This is a genomic window from Kribbella sancticallisti, from assembly GCF_039530625.1.
GTDB lineage: Bacteria > Actinomycetota > Actinomycetes > Propionibacteriales > Kribbellaceae > Kribbella > Kribbella sancticallisti.
Genome location: NZ_BAAAOS010000064.1, coordinates 269,332 through 287,220 on the forward strand (window position 1 = coordinate 269,332; position 17,889 = coordinate 287,220).

Genomic DNA, 17,889 nt, shown 5'->3' on the forward strand with positions numbered 1-17,889 from the left:
GCGGGGCCGTTGGGGTATCACCGGGCTGTGTTGTCGCAGGTTCGCCGGGTGGATGAGCGTGCGTGGGCTGCGCTGCGGGCCGGGGACGTGCAGGATCCGGGGTTGAGCGAGGTCCTGCTCAGGAACACCTATCGGCTCGAGGCCGGGAGTCATCCGGCGTTGCATGCGGCGGGGCGGCAGGCTGGTGAGGCGTTGGGGCTCGACATGGAGGTCGAGTTCTTTCAGGCGCAGGGAAGTGGCCAGCCGAATGCATCGTTGGTGCATCAGGGGGATCGGGCCGTGGTGCTGTTCGAAGGGCCCTTGCTGGACCGGCTCACGCCGGAGGAGTTGACGGCTGTCTGTGGGCACGAGTTGGCGCATCGGGTGTTGTGGACGCTTGACGACGGCGCCTATCTCGCAGTGGATCGGCTGCTGGACGCGGCGGCGGGTGATGCCAGGACTCCGCAGCAATATCTGGAGACGCATCGGCGCTGGGTGATGGCGTGTGAACTGTTCGCCGATCGCGGAGCGCTCGTCGCCTGCGACGATCTCGGTACTGCGATCAGCGCGCTGCTGAAGGTCCAGACGGGGCTGGGGACCGTCGACCCCGACGCCTACCTCAGACAGGCCGGCGAGCTGGATCTGAGCACGGGCAGCCGTGGAACGAGTCATCCGGAAGGGGTTGCTCGCGCCTGGGCGTTGCAGAAGTGGCTCGCCGGAGAGGACGTCGAGGTGCTCTTGACCGGGCCGCTCGACGTGGATGCGCCCGACCTCCTGGATGCCGAGTTGCTCCGCGAGCTCAGCACGGACTTCGCCGCACACATCGCCCAGGCGGAAGGCCTGCGCACCGACGCCGTCGCCACGTATGCGGCCGGGTTCGCGGATCCGCCCGGGCCGCTCGGCGTACCGGGTGGGGTGGTGCCGCGGTTCGACGAGCCGCTGGCGGTCCGCCCGGTCGACGGGGCTCCGATCCCCCGCCCGCGGGCGTTGACGCCGGCCACGAGGCAGTACCTCTGCTACCTGCTGCTCGATCTCGCGACGGCCGATCCCGAGGCGGGTGATGCCGCGCTGATCGCCTCGTTGCGGCTGGCGCGCCACGCGGGACTGACGGAGTACGACGATCTGGCGGACGACGAGCTCGGTTGGAGCGGCAAGAGGCGCGCGGAGCTGATCGAGGCGGTGACGGCATGAAGGATCTCGTCGCGCTGGCCGTCTCCCAAGGTGGGCTCGGCAATGACGCCTTGCTGGCGGCGGTGCTTCCGCTGTTCCACGCCACCGCCGAGGTCCACGAGCGCGGCCTGGTCGCGCCCCTGCGCGGCCTCGATCGCATCACCGTGGACGACCGGACACGGCTCGGATTCCTGCCGGAGCACGCATCCCGTCCCCTCCTCCAAGAGCACGAGATCGCTGCCAGAGAAGGGCATCGCGCCACCGCGGTCGAGGTGGTCGCGCACCGCCAGGTCGAGACGGACCTCGGCGAGAGCGGCTCCCGTCCACAGCTGAAGGTCACCGAGCCGGAGCCGGAGGCGATCACCGCGCCCGTCCTGGTGCCCGGTTGGCAGAGCTGGGAGCACGTGCTCGGTCATCACGACCCACTGACCGACATCTTCAGCCTCGGCCAACTGCTGATCGGTCTCGGCTGCGGCCTGGACCTGTCCCGGACCGAGGGCGTCGCCCGCCTGATCGGTGCCCGAGGCAACCTTTACACCCTGACCGGGACACTGCACCCGGTGATCGTCTCGGTCGCCGCCCAGATGGCCGAGCCGGACCGGCACCACCGCGCCCAGGATTTGCGCTCCCTGATCGAGCAGCTGGAGAACTACCGCGACCAGCCGCTCGACTTCGACGTCGACGCGGTCACCCGCGGTACGGCGGATCGGCGCGCGGCGGTCCTGAAGGCCTTGCGGGACAGGCTGTTCGACCTGTCCCGGCGCAACCGCCTGGTCAACTTCCGGCACACCGCGCAGACGATCAACCTGACCGAGGTGTCCGTCCCGCTGATGCTCGACGTGCGCAACATCCGCGCCGAGCAGCTGTTCACCTGGAACGCCGACCTCGCCGCCCGCTTCGTCGACGGCAAGCCGCAGACCCTCGGCAAGTGGATCCGGTACGACGAGGCGCCGTACGCCGCGTCCGCCCTGGACAAGCTGATCTCGACCGCCCGGCGCGACCGAGCGGAGTACGGGCAGGATCAGCTGCGGCTGGTTCCGGCGTTCCTGCGCTGGCACGACCTGAAGAACGACCCGGCGACGCGGCTGACCTCTCCCCTGGTGCTCGTGAAGGTGGAGCTGGCGAAGAAGCGCGGCGTGCGCGACTCGTACACGCTGCGGATCGCCGATCCCCTCGCAGAGGTGAACCCGACGCTGCGGCATCACCTGCACCAGCTGTACGGGATCAACCTGCCGGTGAAGGTGGATCTGACCGACCCGGGGGCGATCGGCGTACTGCATGAGCGGTTGCGCGCCGAGCTCCAAGCGTCGGAGCCGGGGCTGCGGTTGCAGCTGCGGGAGAAACCCCGGATCGACCTGGTCCGGCAACGCGCGATGGTGAAGCTGCGGAACTACCGGCGCCGCCAGCACGGGAACACGGCGAACGAGTTCGGCGGGCGGCACTACTCGTACTCCTATCGGCGGCCGGACTACCAGCCGCTCGGCGTGCAGATCTTCCGCAACCAGTTGGCTGTGCAGGAGTTGCCGCTGAGCATCGTCCTGGGCGAGCCGCGGCGGCCGGGCGCGATCGAGACCGACACCTACACGCTGGAGACCGGTGACGACGGCAGCCCGTACGCGTGGGACGTGGACCTGTGCGCGGTCGCGCTGGCGAACTTCAACTACCGGACGCTCGGACTCGTCCGGGACTACGACGAACTGCTGGAGACCGGGCGGTCGTGCCCGTCGTTCGACCAGCTGTTCTCCGACCGGCCCAGGCCGATCAGCAGCGAACCTCCCGAGCTGCCGACCGCGGATCGGCACCTCGTGGTGCCGGCGGACGGGTCGCAGGTCGCGGCCGTCGCGCGCGCCCAGCGGGGCGAGAGCTTCGTCATCCAGGGTCCACCCGGGACGGGGAAGTCGCAGACGATCACCAACATGATCGCGGACTTCGTCGCCCGCGGCCGGCGGGTCCTGTTCGTCTGCCAGAAACGCGCGGCGCTCGACGTGGTGCACGCACGACTGGTCAGCCGCCGGCTCGACGGACTGTGCACGCTGATCCACGATTCCCAGGCCGACAAGAAGGCGTTCGTCCACGGGTTGCGCGACACGTACGAGAGCTGGCTGGGGTCCGAGGACGACCTCGACGACCTGACCGTACGCCGGGACGCGCTCGTGGCCCGGGTCGATCGCCTGCTCGCTACCGTCGGGCAGTTCGAGACCCAACTGGCGGGCGATTCCCCGCCGCTGCGCACGGTCGTCAACCAGCTCGCCGAACTGCGCGAACACCGGTGGGGCGACGACCTCACCCCGTCCCAGCTCCGGCTGATTCCCTCGCCTGCCGACTGGTGGTCCGCCCGCGAAGTCGTGGCCGAACTGGCGAAGGCGCTCGCTGTCGCCGATCCCACCAACGGCGGCGTCCTCGCCCGCAGTCCACTCAGCCTGGTCGCCCCCGAGGTCTGGTCCGCTCCTGGTGCCGACGCCGAGATCCCCAGCATCGCCGGCGAGGCTCAGCCCCTCTGGGTCGCGGTAGCGCAAGCTCTCGAGAGTGCCGGCGACCCAGCAGCGGGCGAGCTCGCGGTGGCGGACGCCCGCCGAGTGGGTCAGTTCGGTGTGGTGATGCGCCCGTTGGCGGAGAAGGGCAAAGCCGGCGCCGTCGACGTCGAGTCCACGGTGGCGCGGGCCTTGCGGGACACCGCCATCGACCACGAGCGGCTGGTGACGGCCGAGCGGACGGCCTGGGAGGCGGCTTCGGGGTGGAGTGAGCCGTTGACGGCGGTGGACGCACGGGCCGCGCTGGTGGTTGCCCGAAGCAAGGAAGGCGGAGTGCTGTCCTTCCTGAACGGCGACTGGCGCAGGGTGAAGTCACTGGTGAAGCGCCGTCACGACGCGTCCACGCGGGCGGTTCGGCCCTCCGTCACGGAGACTCTGACCAGCCTGGTCGCGGCACACGACGCATCGGACGCGGTCAAGCAGAACGCGGAGAGGGCGCAGCACGACTGGGGGACGGACGACCCGGTCGAGCTGGCGCGCCGCGTTCATGAGCTCGGCCAGGAGCCGGCCCTGGCGAGCTGGCGGTCCGCGCTCGCGGCCGATAGGTCGGTGGCCGCGGCGCTCGAGAAGGTAGCCGTCGCGCTGGCTGAGGCCGAGGACGCCACCCGAGGGTTGCTGGTCGAGAGCTACGCGGACCGGACGCTGGCCGAAGTACAAGGGGTTGTCGATGCGTTGGCTTCGCCGGCTCTGGTGCCGGCGATCCAGCAGCTGGTTCCGGCGATGCGCAAGCTCTCGGAAGCACCTGCGTCGATACAGGCAGCAGTCCGGTCGTCGGAGGCGACGCCGGAGCAGCTCGAGTACGCGGTCTGTGCCCTGCACTGGCAGCGCGCGCGGGCGGCGGCGCCCTTGCTGACCGAGCTGACGTCCGCCCGGCTCGATTCGATCGTCGGCGAGCTGAGCCTGGTGTACGACGAACTGACGGCGGTCAACGCCGACGTCGTGGTCGCCGGAGTACGGCGTCGCTTCCTCACCGAGCTCGCGCAGTCCGAGCTGAGCGCGACCGGGATGCCGGCCGAGGATCGCGCGCGGAAGAAGGCCTTCGCCGCCGGCCGGCGCGAGCTGGAGCACGAGTTCGGCAAGGTGATGCGCTACAAGTCGATCCGCGATCTCGCCTCGGGCGCGCCGGGCACGGTGGTCTCGCTGCTGCGGCCGGCCTGGCTGATGAGCCCGTCGTCGGTGTCGGACACGTTGCCGCTCGCGACCTCGTTCGACGTGGTGATCTACGACGAGGCCAGCCAGATCCCGATCGAGGAGGCGATCCCCGCACTGCATCGAGCCCCGCAGGTGATCGTGGTCGGCGACCAGATGCAACTGCCGCCGACGCAGTACTTCCGGGTCTCGACGCCGACCGTGGACCCCGACGACGAGGACGCCGAGCAGGTCGGCATCGCGCTCACCGACGACAGTTTCCTCGCGATCAGCGCCCTCCGGCTCGCCTCGACGATGCTCACCTGGCACTATCGCAGCCGCTCCGAGGCTCTGATCTCCTTCAGCAACGCCGCCTTCTACCAGGGCCGCCTCGCCACCATCCCCGATCGCCTCCCCGCCCATCCCGCCCCACCCTGGACGGTTCGAGCCGAGGACCGCAGTACGGACGTGGTCGACGGCGTGCTGGCCGGGAGCATCACCGCGGTGCGAGTCGTCGACGGCGTCTATGTACGGCGTACCAATCCCGCCGAGGCGACCTGGATCGCCGGACTGGTCCGGGAGATCCTCAGCCGCGACACCGGCAAGAGCCTCGGCATCGTCGCGTTCTCCGAAGCCCAGCAGGGTGAGATCGAGCGGGCGCTGGACGACCTCGCCGAGGCGGACCCCGACTTCGGCGCGAAGTACGAGGCCGAGCAGGTCCGGACCCGGGACGAGCAGGACGCGGGGCTGTTCGTGAAGAACCTGGAGAACGTCCAGGGCGACGAGCGCGACATCGTCATCATGAGCGTCTGCTACGCCGCCGGTGCGGACGGCCGGATGCTGATGAACTTCGGCCCGATCAACACCTCCGGCGGCGAGAAGCGGCTGAACGTCATCTTCAGCCGGGCCCGCCGGCACATGGTGATCGTCTCCAGCATCGAGCCGGAGGCGATCACCAACACCTACAACGACGGCGCCAACACGCTGCGCCGCTTCCTCACCTACGCCAACGCCATCTCCCAGGGGAACCCGGAGGCCGTCCGCGCCGCCCTGTCGTCCTACGTCCTTCCCACCCGCAAGACACCTTCAGCCGATCACCGGTCGGCTGTTGTCGCGCAGTTGGCGGAGGCGTTGCGAGCCCACGGCGTCGAAGTCGATACCGCGGTCGGCGAATCGGTGTTCCGGTGTGACCTCGCACTGAAGCGGCCGGGTGACGAGGGGCACCGGTTGGCTGTGCTGGTCGATACCCCGGAGCGGGTCGCGGCAGACTCGTTGCTGGAGCGGCTGACCACCCACCCGCGCGCGTTGAGCACGGGCGGGTGGCGAGTCCACCACGTCCTCACAGGTGACTGGGCTCGCGATCCCGACGCGGTGCTGGCTCGTCTGCTCGATACCCTCGACCGCCCGACCGACTAGGCCACCACGCCGTCGCGCATCTCCCGACCGCAACAGGGCTCTCAGAGCGAGCTTCGCAAATCCCACAGGAGGGGGTAGTAGCGCAGATCCAGGCGGCTGCGGAGGTAGCCGGCGCCGGAAGATCCGCCCGTGCCCGGCTTCGTGCCGATCATTCGCTCGACCATCACCACGTGCCGCGCGCGCCATGACGCGGCCAGTTCGTCGTGCTGGAGGAGAGCTTCGGCCAGCTCCCAGATCTCGGCGTACTGGCGGCGGTCGCCGGCCACTGTCTGCAACGCCTTGTGCAGGTCGTCCTCGTTCGTCGTGGAGAAGCCGGCACCGTCCAGCACCACCAGGAACGCCTCCCACAGGGTCGGCTCGTCCAGCCGCTGATCGAGCCGGGCCTTCTCCAGGTCCGACAGGCCGCGGAACCGCTTCACGAACGAGGGATCCTTCGCTCCCGACAGGAACTCGATCTCGCGGAACTGCACCGACTGGAACCCGCTGGCCGGCGACAACCGGTGCCGGAACTCGCCGAAGTCCTGCGGCGTCATCGTCTCCAGGATGTCGACCTGCTGGGTGAGCGTCCGCTCGATCGTGTGCACCCGCCGGAGCAGGTGCTGGGCCAGCCACAGCTGGTCGGTCAGCATCGCGTCCCGGGACGCGGTCAGCTCGTGCAGGATCTGCTTGAACCACAGCTCGTACACCTGATGGATCGTGATGAACAGCAGTTCGTCGTGCGCGACCGGGTCGGACTCCAGCCGCTGCTGGTCCAGCAGGTGCTCCAACCGCAGGTAGCTGCCGTAGGTGAGGCGACCACCTTCCTCACCGAAGTTCACGTCCACGCCGTCCCACCGGCCGGTCACTACTTCACCGCTGGGCTGGACCCCGTCTGTACCACTTGCGCTGCTCACGGCCCGAGGATAACCCCGGCCACGGTGACCATCGCCGTCACGGCTGTACTCGCCGCCGCCGTCCTCACCTCGTTGATCGCCGCACGCCGATCACCTGGCGTATTGACGCGCTCACGGAGGCCGCAATACCTTCGTGAGAACGCTCTCTTCCTTCCGCCCCAGGGAGAACTCATGCTTGGTGGAATCGTTTCCGCTGTCACGCTTACAACGTTGTCCCTCCCCCTCGGTGCACCCGCTCCGCCCGCTCCGTCCACCCCGCCAGTGAGCAGATCGATCCAGGCCACCATCTGCAACAAGTACTGCGACGCCCGCGACCCCGCCCTGTCCCCCGGCGACCGCTCCCCGGTCTCGGCGGGCATCTTCGGCCGGACCCTGCGGCTCCACTTCGACGACGCCGACGCGATGGGCTGGGCCTCGATCGAGACCGGCAATGCCGGTGACGAGGTCTGGCTGGACCGGTCGTTCGACGGCGGCCGCACCTGGTCGTCCGGCAGCCGGCTCGGCAACACCGCGATCCCCGCGGGCCAGAGCGGCTGGCGAACCCTGATGTACAACGTCGACGACTGGAACAACCACGGCGTCGGCGCCCTCCGCGCCTGCGGCAAAGCCGGCGACCGCCCCGACATCGCCTGTACTCCGTGGGCCCGAACGACCTGGAACGCAGGAGACCGCCGTACCGCCGCCGCCACCGCGCAGATGCAGTTCTACAACTACTCGACCGGCCTGTTCGCCACCACCGGCTGGTGGAACTCCGCGAACGCGCTGAACGCGATCATCGACAACGCTTGGGTGACCGGAATGGGCAGCTACCGGTACGCGATCGCTCGGACCTACGACCTCAACCTCAACGCCCACCAGGGCCAGTTCCGCAACGACTACCTCGACGACACCGGCTGGTGGGGTCTCGCGTGGATCGCCGCCTACGACCTGACGGGAGAGGCCCGCTACCTGCAGACCGCGAGAGCAGACGCCGACCACATGGCGGCGTACTGGGACAACACCTGTGGCGGCGGGGTCTGGTGGAGTCAGGCGAAGACCTACAAGAACGCCATCTCCAACTCGCTCTACATCCAGCTCAGCGCGGCCCTGCACAACAGGATCCCCGGCGACACCACCTATCTGCAGCGAGCTCAGAACGGCTGGACCTGGTTCCAGCAGACCGGGATGATCAACAGCTCGAACCTGGTCAACGACGGCATCAACCTGTCCACCTGCAAGAACAACGGCGACGTCGCCTGGACCTACAACCAGGGCGTGCTGCTCGGCGCCCTCACGGAGTTGTCCAAGGCAACCAACAACAGCGCCTACCTGACCAGGGCCCGCCAGATCGCCGACGCGGCCACCACGTCGTCCGGACTGAACACGCCCGACGGGATCCTCAAGGAGCCGTGCGAGTCCGGTGACTGCGGCGGCGACGGCCCGTCCTTCAAGGGTGCGCACGTCCGCGGCCTGGGCAAACTCAACGCGGCGCTGTCCGACCGCCCGTACACGACGTACCTGCGGCGCCAGGCCGATCGCGCCTTCGCGGCCGACCGAACGCCGATGGACCAGTACGGTCTGCGCTGGTACGGCCCGATCGACAAGCTCGACGCCGCTCGCCAGCACAGCGCCCTCGACCTGTTCAACGCGACCCCATAGCCGGTGATCCAGGGGCGCCCGGGTCCGTGGCACTTCGCCGACCTAGCCTGGGAGGCGTGAGCCGCAAGGACATCCTGTACGTCGACCCGTCGAGCAACCTGATCGTCAGCACCAAGTTCTCCTCGTCCTCGGAGGAGCAGGGCACGTTCGTCTTCGAGGAGGAGTACCGCGAGCCCGCGAACAGCTACACGGTCTGGCTCATGTCCAACGCGGTACCGGCTCTCGACGAGTACCTCGAAGGGCGGCTCGGCTGGTCGCCCGCCGGTGATCCGGCGGAGCGGCTGGTTCATTGCCTGGAAGAATTGATCGCCCGCGGTGAACTGTCCCCCGCGGGCGGTCGCTCGGCTCTGCGCGAGCAGGTGTTCACCTGGTGCGAAGAAGCCGGCTTGTCGCCGAAGCGAGGCGGCGTCAACCGTCGCGAGGTTGTGCTCGCCCGCGGCATGGTGACGATCGAGGTCACGGTGGACTCCACCAGCCGGAAGGTCATCTTCCAAGAGGTGCACGGACCGCTCGACCAGCGAGCCGGGCTCTATCAGATCCAGCTCGGCCACAGCACGGTCGAGGCGGTGACCGCCTTGCTCGAAGAGCGATCCGCCAAGCCGGTCCCCGAGCCGGACGGCGACTGGCAGGAGAGGTTGCTCAAGGCGTTTCGCGCCGTGGCGGACCTGTTGGCTCCCGGGGAGCGGCCGATGGAGGCTCGCGATCGGGTGGCCGGCTGGTTGGCGGCGGCGGGGATTCCGTTCCAGAGCTACGGTTCCGAGTGGCAGACGACGTTGCTCAAGGTGCATCGGCGGCGGAACGACTGTGTGTTCTCGTTGCGGGTGACGCTCGATCCGGAGCGCGGGGACGAAGGGATCCGGTTCACCGAGTTCTACGACTATCTGCCGCTGGCCGACGATCCCGGCCGGGAGTACGGGTACACCGTGCACGCGCCGTACGACGCGCTGCCGCGGTTGGTCGACTTCCTCGAGGAGAGCACCGGCAGCAACCCGGCCGGGTCCTTGCAGACCCGGCTGATCGACTGTTTCGCCGCCTTGATCGCCGAGGGAGAGCTCGGCGACGGCCTCCCGTTGCGGGAGAACCACCTCCGGGTCGCCGGCTGGTTCGAAGCAGCCGGCGTCCCCGCCGACACCGAGACCTGGTCCTGGATCAACTCCGAATGACCAGCCGGCCGGTGCGTTGGTGCCAGTGCCGGCCCTCGGCCAGGTGGTCCGCGATCGCACGCTGGAGCGTCGTCTCCCGGGGCAGTTCCGTAGCCCCCTCCCCGAACACGAACTCGATCACGTCGTCGTCCGCGACCACCGGATCGCCAATCACGGTGAAGCGCTGCTGAAACCGGATGATGTTGCTGTCCGGCCGCAAGTAGTCGCGGAGTTGTTCGTCGAGCAGCCAGGAATGGCAGACCGCGCGGCTGTACTCGCCGCCGAAGAATGCTGCGGCCTGCGCGAACGACTCATCGCACGCCGACGGCGGCAGCGGCCCATCGCCGGGAATGTGTACTTCGAGAACCCCGTCGGGCGTCCGATCGAACTGGAGACGACCCAACCGGTAGAGGCTGCCGTGGAAGTGCCGCGCCAGCCAGTTCTGCTTGCCGAGTTGGGTGACCTTGGTGCCCAGATCAGCCAAGGTGGCCTGCGAGATCTGGTCGGAAACGCCTTGCTCGGCATGCCATCGACGGATGTCCGGCAGGACTGTCAGAAACGCGTGGAAGTAGAAATAGCGTTGCGACAGCGGCGGATCGGGCCATCGCTGTGACGACGTAAGGGACCCGATGTCGCCACGCAGAACGCTGCAAGTCTCCTGCAGCGCGAGCCACAGCTCCGGAGTACGGTCCGGGTCCGGCATCGACTCGACGAGCGGCTGCCGGAACGCCTCCGGCACGTCGAGCCACCGAAGCGCCTCATACACCGTCGTCAACGCTGCAACAGTTCGCTCGTGTGCGGAATCGCTACTTGATCGCCCAAGGCGGACGACTCATAGATCGCGATCGCAGTCGCGACCACCGAGCGCCCGTACTCGCCGCCCACGGCGGGCTCGCGGCCATCGCGGCAAGCCTCGACGAAGTCCGCCAACTGGTCACGGAACGCCCGATCGATATCCGACTCGGCCGCCGGCAGCAGTGGGACCTCCTCGGACTCCCGGTAGATCCACAGTCCGTCGCGCCGGGACAACCGCAACGCCCCTTGCTCGCAGACGATCTCGGTCTCATCGTGGAACGGCAGTCCCGTGCCGGCCAGTGACAGCGACACCCGCATCCCGTTCTCCAACTGCAGCAGCGCGACGGCCTCCGTCTCGACGGTCATTCCCGGCTTCTGCGTCACATGAGCGAGCACTCTCGTGGCCGGTGCGGCACCGAGCCACTGGGCCTTGTCGATGCTGTGGATGCCGACGTTCATCACGATGCCACCGCCGGCCAATGACCGGTCGAAGAACCAGGCCGGCCGCGACCCCGGCGAATAGTGCGCGGTCCGCCGCTCCGTCATGGTCAGCGGCGCGCCGAGATCCCCCGACGCGAGAATCCGCCGCGTTTGGATCGCGCCCGGCAGAAAGTGGACGACATGACCGACACCCAGGCGTACGCCGTACTGGCGGCAGGCGTCGATCATCAGCAGGCAGTCGCTGACGCTGGTGGCCATCGGCTTCTCCACCAGGACATGTAAGCCGTGCCGGGCCGCGTCAACGGTGATCGGCGCGTGCAGCGTGTGCGGCGCTGTCACCACGACGGCGTCCAGCTCGCAGGACTCGAACATCGCCGTGTGATCGCTGAAAGCAAGGGCGCCGATCCGGCCGGCCATTTCCCCGGCCGCCTCGAGCCGCGGGTCGCAGACGGCCGTCACCTCGACGTTGGGCAGTGTCGCCGCCGCTTCCGCATGCAGGAGTGCCACTCCGCCGGCGCCGACGAGGCCGAGCCGCATCACAGCTGCGTCCTCGCGGCGGCACCGCAGGAAGCGCGGATCACCAAACGCGGCTGAAGTTGGACTTGAGGGATCGGCGTCGTCTCGCCCTGCGCCAAGCGGCGGAGCAGCAGGTCGGCCGCCAGTGCTCCCACCTCGGCCTTGGGAGGCGAGACCGCAGTCAGCGGTATCTCGCCGAGATCCGCCACTTCGTCGTCATAGGCAACGATCGCGAAGTCGCCCGGCACCTCGAGGCCCAGCCGACGGGCGTGCAGGACCAGAGCCGAGGCGTCCCGGTCACCCAGGCAGAAGACCGCGGTGACGTCGTTGTCGACGCAGGTCTGGGTGTACTCGGCGAGGTCGTCGGGGAACCACTCCTCATGCCGCCTGTTCACGGCCGGGATCACCGGCAGACCGAAGTCGGCGAGCGCCTGGTCGAATCCGGCGAGCACGGCGTCCGCAGTACCGGTTCTGTGTCGGCCGAGGTGGCCGATGCGGCGATGTCCGAGCTCCATGAGATGGCGGACGGCCGCGTAAGCGCCGCCCTGGTGGTTGGTGCAGACGTACGGCGTCGCGTCGTCGGGCGCGGGGTCCGGAGGCCGTCGCTCGATCAGGACATAGGGCACGGGCAGATCCGGCAGGCCTTCGAAGTACTGCGTGGGCTTGTCCATCAGGTGCAGGTTCGGAACCAGTAGCAGTCCGTCGACTCCCGATTGCAGTAGTTGCCGGGTCTGCTCGGCCTCGATGTCCAGGTCGTACTCGGAACTCGACAGGATGACTCGCACCCCGGCTGCGCTCAGCACCCGCTCGATGCCCTCGATCACCTTCGGGTAGAAGTACGAGGTCGAAGGGACGAGTACTCCGATGAACCTGCGCTGCAGTGAGTCCCCCGGCACGGCGAGGACGAACGTGCCCGAGCCCTGGCGTCGGCGTACCAGGCTCTCCTCGATCAGCAGGTTGACGGCGCGGCGCACGGTGTTGATGCCGACCTCGTAGGTCTTGGCCAGTTCGTGCTCGGTCGGCAGCCGGTCGCCGATCGACCAGCGGCCGGTCGCGATCTGCTCCCGCAACTGGTTCGCGAGGGTCCGGAACTTCATCCCCCGGGGCACCGCGTCCAGTCCCTGCTCGCTCGTCATGCCAGCCATCCTGCGAGCGACTCCATCCGTCGTCAAGGCATCTACTGGGAATGATTAGCTACTATTTCGTCCCGATCTGTGACCACAACGGAATGAATTCCTTCCCAGTGGAGTCGAGCGGGAACGAATGCACACTCTTGACGGAACGCGGACCCCTGGACATTCTGTTCGGCAGCCAGAATGCCGAAGAATTCATTCTCTTCTAGGAATGACATTTCCCATCGCCCCATGGAAGAATTCGAGGTTCCGCCATGAAAAAGACCGCCGCCGCCCTGGTATTACTGACCGCATTCGTCGCCGGGTCGATCGAGGCCCAGGCCGTCCCACTCCCCGAACCAAGAACCTACGGGCTGCGGGTGAACACGTTCGAGCGGCCGGCCAGCGGTTCGGCGTACACACTGGCCCAGTGGACCGCCGACGGCTGGAGCGCTCCCTGGGACGAAGGCATGAGCAGCCGTACCTGGATCGACGGCCACAACTTCCGGCACTCCGGCCAGAAATCCCTGCGGGTGTTCTATCCCAAGGGCAAGATCGGCCCGGCCGACTCCGGCGCCCAGGCACCCTTCACGCTGACCAAGGCCCGCGAATACTACCTGTCCCAGTGGGTCAGGTTCAGCAGTGATTTCAGCTGGGGCACCACCCAGTTCGCCGGGAAGGTGGGTGCCGGTCTGGCCGGCGGCGCCAGTTGCTCCGGCGGTCAGGTCTGCACCGGCTACAACGGTTTCAGTTCCCGGTTGATCTGGCGCAGCAGCGGCCAGGCGGCAATTTACTATTACCACATGGGCCACGAAGGCGTGTACGGCGATTACGTCAATCTGACGAACACCAGTGGCACCGTGATCAAATGGCCGCGGGGTCAATGGGTGAATGTCGTCCAGCGGCTCAAGGTGAACACCGTGACGAACGGGAACGCCAACCCCGACGGCGAGATCCAGATCTGGTTCAACGGCGTCCAGGCGGCCACCATCAAGAACCTGCGCTTCGTCCGCAACGGCGACCAGGTCGACCGGGCCTACTTCTCGTCCTTCGCCGGCGGCGCCACCGTCGACTTCGCCCCGGCGAACGACTCCTGGATCTGGTACGACGACCTGAAGGTCTCCACCCGCCGCGCCGACATCTGCGAACTCAACGGCGGTTGCTAGCCCGCCGCCCAGGCCATGGCCGCGGCCAGTGCCATGATGTCCGGCATGGAGCTGAAGATGTCGGCGTCGTACGACGCCACCCCTGAGGAAGTCTTCGCGATCGTCACCGACGCCACCTTCCGCGAGCAGGCCTGCGAGAAGACCAAGGCGCTGTCGTACGACGTGAAGGTCACCGAGTCCGGCGGCGACACCGTCGTCCGGGTGCAGCGCGAGATGCCGTCCGACGACGTACCGGACATCGCCCGCAAGTTCGTCGGGCAGACGCTGACCGTCGTGCAGACCGAGACCTGGCACCCGGCCAACCCGGACGGGTCCCGGTCGGCCGACGTGAAGGGCGAGATCGCCGGCACCCCGGTCACCCTCAAGGGCGCCGCGAGCATCACCTCGACCGGCGGCGAGACCGTGCAGGCGATCGAGCTCGACGTGAAGGTCGCCGTCCCGCTGATCGGCAAGAAGATCGAGCCGTTCGTCGTCGACGCGATCCGCTCCGGCCTGCAGAAGGAGCACGACCTCGGCCGCGACTGGCACAACGGCACCAACTGACCGCGACCCCGTGTCGGTGACGTGACGAACCCACCTCCGGTGGCAGTCTGAGAAGGACTTCGGAGGTGGGTTTGTCATGCGAACGACAACCGACGACACGCAGTACTGCGTACTCTGCGACGCCGTGGTGGGCTTCGAACGAGTCGAGACCGGGGATCACCCCGACGATCCGGCGGACGAGTGGATCTGCGTGACCTGCGGATCCGCCCTGCTGATCTACCTCAACCCTGGTGCGGGTACCGGTAGTCGGTCGGCGGGGTGAAGGTCTCCTTCATCGAGCGCGGGCTGGCCCAGCGGATCAGGTTCCACATCGAGCCGGCCTTGTCGTTGGTGCCGCTGGCGCGGGATCCACCGAAGGGCTGCTGGCCGACGACGGCGCCGGTCGGCTTGTCGTTGACGTAGAAGTTGCCCGCCGCGAAGCGCAGGTACTCGCTCGCCTCGGCGACCGCGGTACGGTCCTGGGCGATGACGGCACCGGTCAGCCCGTACGCCGCCGACTTCTCCATCTGCTGCATCACCTTGGTGTAGTCGCCGTCCTCGTAGACGTGCACGCCGAGGATCGGGCCGAAGTACTCGGTGGTGAAGATCTCGTCGGTCGGGTCGTCGGAGACCAGCAGGGTCGGTCGGACGAAGTACCCCTCGGAGTCGTCGTAGGTGCCGCCGGCCACGACCTCGATCGCGTCGGACTGCTGGGCCCGGTCCAGCGCCGCCTTGTGCTTGGCGAAGGCGCGGTCGTCGATCACGGCGCCGATGAAGTTCGACAGGTCGGTGACGTCACCCATCGTCAGCGAGTCGGTCTCGGCGGCGATGTCGTCGCGGATCTGGTTCCAGACGCTGCGCGGCACGTACGAACGGCTGGCCGCGGAGCACTTCTGGCCCTGGTACTCGAAGGCGCCGCGGACCATCGCGGTCTTCACGACGGCGGGGTCGGCCGACGGGTGCGCCAGGATGAAGTCCTTGCCGCCGGTCTCGCCGACCAGGCGCGGGTAGGTCTTGTACGACGCGATGTTGGCGCCGACCGTGCCCCACAGCCGCTGGAACGTCGGCGTCGAACCGGTGAAGTGGATACCGGCCAGATCCGGGTGGGTGAGCGCGGCCTGGCTGACCTCGATGCCGTCACCGGTGACCAGGTTGATCACACCGGCCGGGAGCCCGGCGGCCTCGAACAGCCGCATCGTCCAGTGCGCCGCGAACTGCTGCGTCGGTGACGGCTTCCAGACCACGGTGTTGCCCATCAGCGCGGGCGCGGTCGGCAGGTTGCCGGCGATCGCGGTGAAGTTGAACGGGGTGATCGCGTAGACGAAGCCCTCGAGCGGGCGGTAGTCGACCCGGTTCCAGATCCCCGGCGAGGAGATCGGCTGGTCGTTGATGATGTTGCGCGCGAACGCGACGTTGAAGCGGAGGAAGTCGATCAACTCGCAGGCGGCGTCGATCTCGGCCTGCTGGACCGTCTTGGACTGGCCGAGCATGGTCGCCGCGTTCAGGGTGTCGCGCCACGGACCGGCCAGCAGGTCGGCCGCCTTGAGGAACACCGCCGCGCGGTCGTCGAAGGACAGCGCCCGCCAGGCCGGAGCGGCCGCGAGCGCCGCGTCCACCGCGGCCTTGCCGTCCGCCTCGGTGGCGTTGCCCAGGGTGCCGAGCACGTGAGCGTGCTTGTGCGGCTGGACCACCTTGATCTCCGCACCGCCGCCGAGCTTCTGCTCGCCGCCGATCGTGCAGGTCAGGTCGATCGCGCCCGCCGCGTTGAACTCCTTGAGCTTCGCCTCCAGGCTGGCCCGCTCGGGCGAGCCGGGCGCATACCCACGGACGGTCTCGTTGACAGGAGTGGGTACTGCGGTGACGGCATCCATGGTGTGCGGTGCTCCTCGGTCGGCTCGACTGGTCCGCGGACGTGCGCGGCGCCCGATCGGAGCCTTCCGCGACAAGTTCGCGTCTTCATGCTGCCACGTCCGTCGCCAGACCACGAACCTGACAGGTCCGGTCGGGAACCGGCCACATCCGCCGGTCCCTTTGTAGCATGCGTTTCACAGCTCGTTGTTCTGGAGCATCCGTTCCGAGACGGCGGTTACTCCCGCCAAGGCATGTGCTGCAAGGTCCAGGTGTTGCCGTCGAGGTCGGCGAACCCGGCGTAGAACACGCCGCCCATGTCCTCCACCGGACCCACCTCGACGCCCCGGCCGACCAGCTCAGCACGGGCCGCCTCGATGTCCTTGACCACGAGATGGAGCCCTCGCAACACGCCAGGCTCCATCTCCACCATGCTGAGCCCCTTGGTCAACGTGATCGAGCAGTACGACCCCGGCGGCGTCAACTGCACGATCCGTACGCCGTCCGCGGGGGTGACGTCGACGTCGACGGCGAATCCGAGCTTCTCGCTGTAGAACTCCTTCGCCCGATCGAGGTCCGCCACCGGCACCGGCACGAGCTCGAACAGGTACGCACCGGGCGTCACCTGCGGTGTCGGGTTGTCGCTCATCAGGCAGACTTCTTCGCGGTCTTCTTGGCAGCGGCCTTCTTGGCGGGCGCCTTCTTCGCGGCGGCCTTCTTCGCCGGAGCCTTCTTGGCAGCCGCCTTCTTGGCCGCGGCCGGCTTCGCGTCGCCCGCGCCGCCGCCACCGGAGCCGCCCGCGGCACGCCGAGCCTTGGCGGCCTCCACAGACGCGCGCAGAGCAGCGACCAGGTCGACGACCTCGGCGCCCTCGGTCTCCTCCTCCTCGGTTTCCGGCAGCGGGACGCCCGCGGCCTTCGCCTCGACCACCTGCTCCAGCGCGTGCCGGTACTCGTCGTGGTACTGATCCGGGTCGAACTCGCCACGCAGGGTGTCGATGTACGACTCGGCCATCGCCTTCTCCTGCTTGCGGATCTCGACGTCCTCGTCGGGAGCGGCGAAGGCGGAGTCGCGGACCTCGTCCGGCCACAGCATCACCTGCAGCACGAGGATGTTGTCGAACGTACGCAGCAGGCCGAGGCTCTCCCGCGACCGCAGCGCCACCTTCACCAGCGCGTAGAGCTCCGATCCCTCCAGGGCATCCCGGAGCAGCACGTACGGCTTGGCGCCGGGGCCACCGTCAGCGGCGAGGTAGTACGACTTGCCCAGGTAGAGCGGGTCGACCTGGTCGGCCGGCACGAACTCCAGCACGTCGATGACCTTCTTGCTCGACAGCGGCAGGTCGGCGAAGTCCTCCGGCTCGAGGATCACCATCCGGCCGTCGGCCATCTCGTAGCCCTTGCCGATGTCGGAGTACGGCACTTCCTCGCCGCACTCGGAACAGACCCGCTTGTACCGGATCCGGCCGCCGTCGGCGACGTGCACCTGACGGAAGGAGATGTCCTTCTCCTCCGTCGCCGAGAACACCTTGATCGGGATCGTGACCATCCCGAACGAGATGGCGCCCTTCCAGATCGCCTGCATCGCCATCA

14 protein-coding genes are annotated in these 17,889 nt (G+C 68.2%); 7 read left to right on the plus strand and 7 right to left on the minus strand.

What is annotated here, in order from left to right:
* Positions 1 to 48 precede the first annotated feature (48 nt).
* On the plus strand, positions 49 to 1,170 hold the full coding sequence (locus ABD255_RS40890) for a M48 family metalloprotease (RefSeq protein ID WP_344222225.1): 1,122 nt from the start codon (positions 49 to 51) through the stop codon (positions 1,168 to 1,170).
* On the plus strand, positions 1,167 to 6,224 hold the full coding sequence (locus tag ABD255_RS40895) for an AAA domain-containing protein (protein ID WP_344222226.1): 5,058 nt from the start codon (positions 1,167 to 1,169) through the stop codon (positions 6,222 to 6,224). The genes ABD255_RS40890 and ABD255_RS40895 overlap by 4 nt, the downstream gene beginning before the upstream one ends.
* Positions 6,225 to 6,265: 41 nt before the next feature.
* On the opposite strand, the gene ABD255_RS40900 is transcribed toward ABD255_RS40895, so the two are convergent.
* On the minus strand, positions 6,266 to 7,117 hold the full coding sequence (locus ABD255_RS40900; RefSeq protein WP_344222227.1) for a tryptophan 2,3-dioxygenase: 852 nt from the start codon (positions 7,115 to 7,117) through the stop codon (positions 6,266 to 6,268).
* A 261-nt stretch (positions 7,118 to 7,378) separates the two neighbouring features.
* Between ABD255_RS40900 and ABD255_RS40905 the strand changes: the two genes are divergently transcribed.
* Both ABD255_RS40905 and ABD255_RS40910 read left to right on the plus strand, forming a co-directional pair.
* Complete coding sequence (locus ABD255_RS40905; protein WP_344222228.1) at positions 7,379 to 8,755, plus strand: glycoside hydrolase family 76 protein; 1,377 nt, start codon at positions 7,379 to 7,381, stop codon at positions 8,753 to 8,755.
* Positions 8,756 to 8,811: 56 nt separating this feature from the next.
* Entirely contained in the window at positions 8,812 to 9,918 is a 1,107-nt protein-coding gene (locus ABD255_RS40910) for a hypothetical protein (protein WP_344222229.1), read from the plus strand.
* Here the strand turns inward: ABD255_RS40910 and ABD255_RS40915 are convergent.
* From ABD255_RS40915 to ABD255_RS40925, 3 genes are read right to left on the minus strand one after another with little or no spacing between them, the layout of a single operon-like run.
* Positions 9,905 to 10,663, minus strand: a complete 759-nt coding sequence (locus ABD255_RS40915) for an acyltransferase domain-containing protein (RefSeq protein WP_344222256.1) — start codon at positions 10,661 to 10,663, stop codon at positions 9,905 to 9,907. The two genes, ABD255_RS40910 and ABD255_RS40915, sit on opposite strands and share 14 nt — an antisense overlap.
* 5 nt (positions 10,664 to 10,668) lie before the next feature.
* Positions 10,669 to 11,670 (minus strand): Gfo/Idh/MocA family protein, encoded by a 1,002-nt coding sequence (locus tag ABD255_RS40920; RefSeq protein ID WP_344222230.1) that lies wholly within the window; start codon positions 11,668 to 11,670, stop codon positions 10,669 to 10,671.
* Complete coding sequence (locus ABD255_RS40925) at positions 11,670 to 12,785, minus strand: GntR family transcriptional regulator (protein ID WP_344222231.1); 1,116 nt, start codon at positions 12,783 to 12,785, stop codon at positions 11,670 to 11,672. Before ABD255_RS40925 ends, ABD255_RS40920 begins: the two co-directional genes overlap by 1 nt.
* A 251-nt stretch (positions 12,786 to 13,036) precedes the next feature.
* Here ABD255_RS40925 and ABD255_RS40930 point away from each other — a divergent pair, with 251 nt between their 5' ends.
* The 3 genes from ABD255_RS40930 to ABD255_RS40940 all read left to right on the plus strand — a co-directional run bounded on the left by ABD255_RS40930 (position 13,037) and on the right by ABD255_RS40940 (position 14,732).
* Positions 13,037 to 13,927, plus strand: coding sequence for a polysaccharide lyase (locus tag ABD255_RS40930; protein ID WP_344222232.1), 891 nt, complete (start codon positions 13,037 to 13,039; stop codon positions 13,925 to 13,927).
* Between the two features lie 45 nt (positions 13,928 to 13,972).
* Entirely contained in the window at positions 13,973 to 14,470 is a 498-nt protein-coding gene (locus ABD255_RS40935; RefSeq protein WP_344222233.1) for a DUF2505 domain-containing protein, read from the plus strand.
* Positions 14,471 to 14,546: 76 nt separating this feature from the next.
* Positions 14,547 to 14,732: a hypothetical protein gene (locus ABD255_RS40940; RefSeq protein WP_344222234.1), complete on the plus strand. Its 186-nt coding sequence runs from the start codon at positions 14,547 to 14,549 to the stop codon at positions 14,730 to 14,732.
* Here the strand turns inward: ABD255_RS40940 and pruA are convergent.
* The 3 genes from pruA to ku form a co-directional block, all read right to left on the minus strand.
* On the minus strand, positions 14,692 to 16,320 hold the full coding sequence (pruA, locus tag ABD255_RS40945) for an L-glutamate gamma-semialdehyde dehydrogenase (protein ID WP_344222235.1): 1,629 nt from the start codon (positions 16,318 to 16,320) through the stop codon (positions 14,692 to 14,694). The genes ABD255_RS40940 and pruA overlap by 41 nt on opposite strands.
* Before the next feature lie 215 nt (positions 16,321 to 16,535).
* Positions 16,536 to 16,946 carry a VOC family protein gene (locus ABD255_RS40950; RefSeq protein WP_344222236.1) on the minus strand — a complete coding sequence of 137 codons (411 nt, stop codon included), beginning with the start codon at positions 16,944 to 16,946 and terminating at the stop codon, positions 16,536 to 16,538.
* A complete protein-coding gene (gene ku / locus ABD255_RS40955) occupies positions 16,946 to 17,881 on the minus strand; it encodes a non-homologous end joining protein Ku (protein ID WP_344222237.1) in 936 nt (311 codons plus the stop codon). The genes ABD255_RS40950 and ku overlap by 1 nt, the downstream gene beginning before the upstream one ends.
* Positions 17,882 to 17,889: the final 8 nt, after the last annotated feature.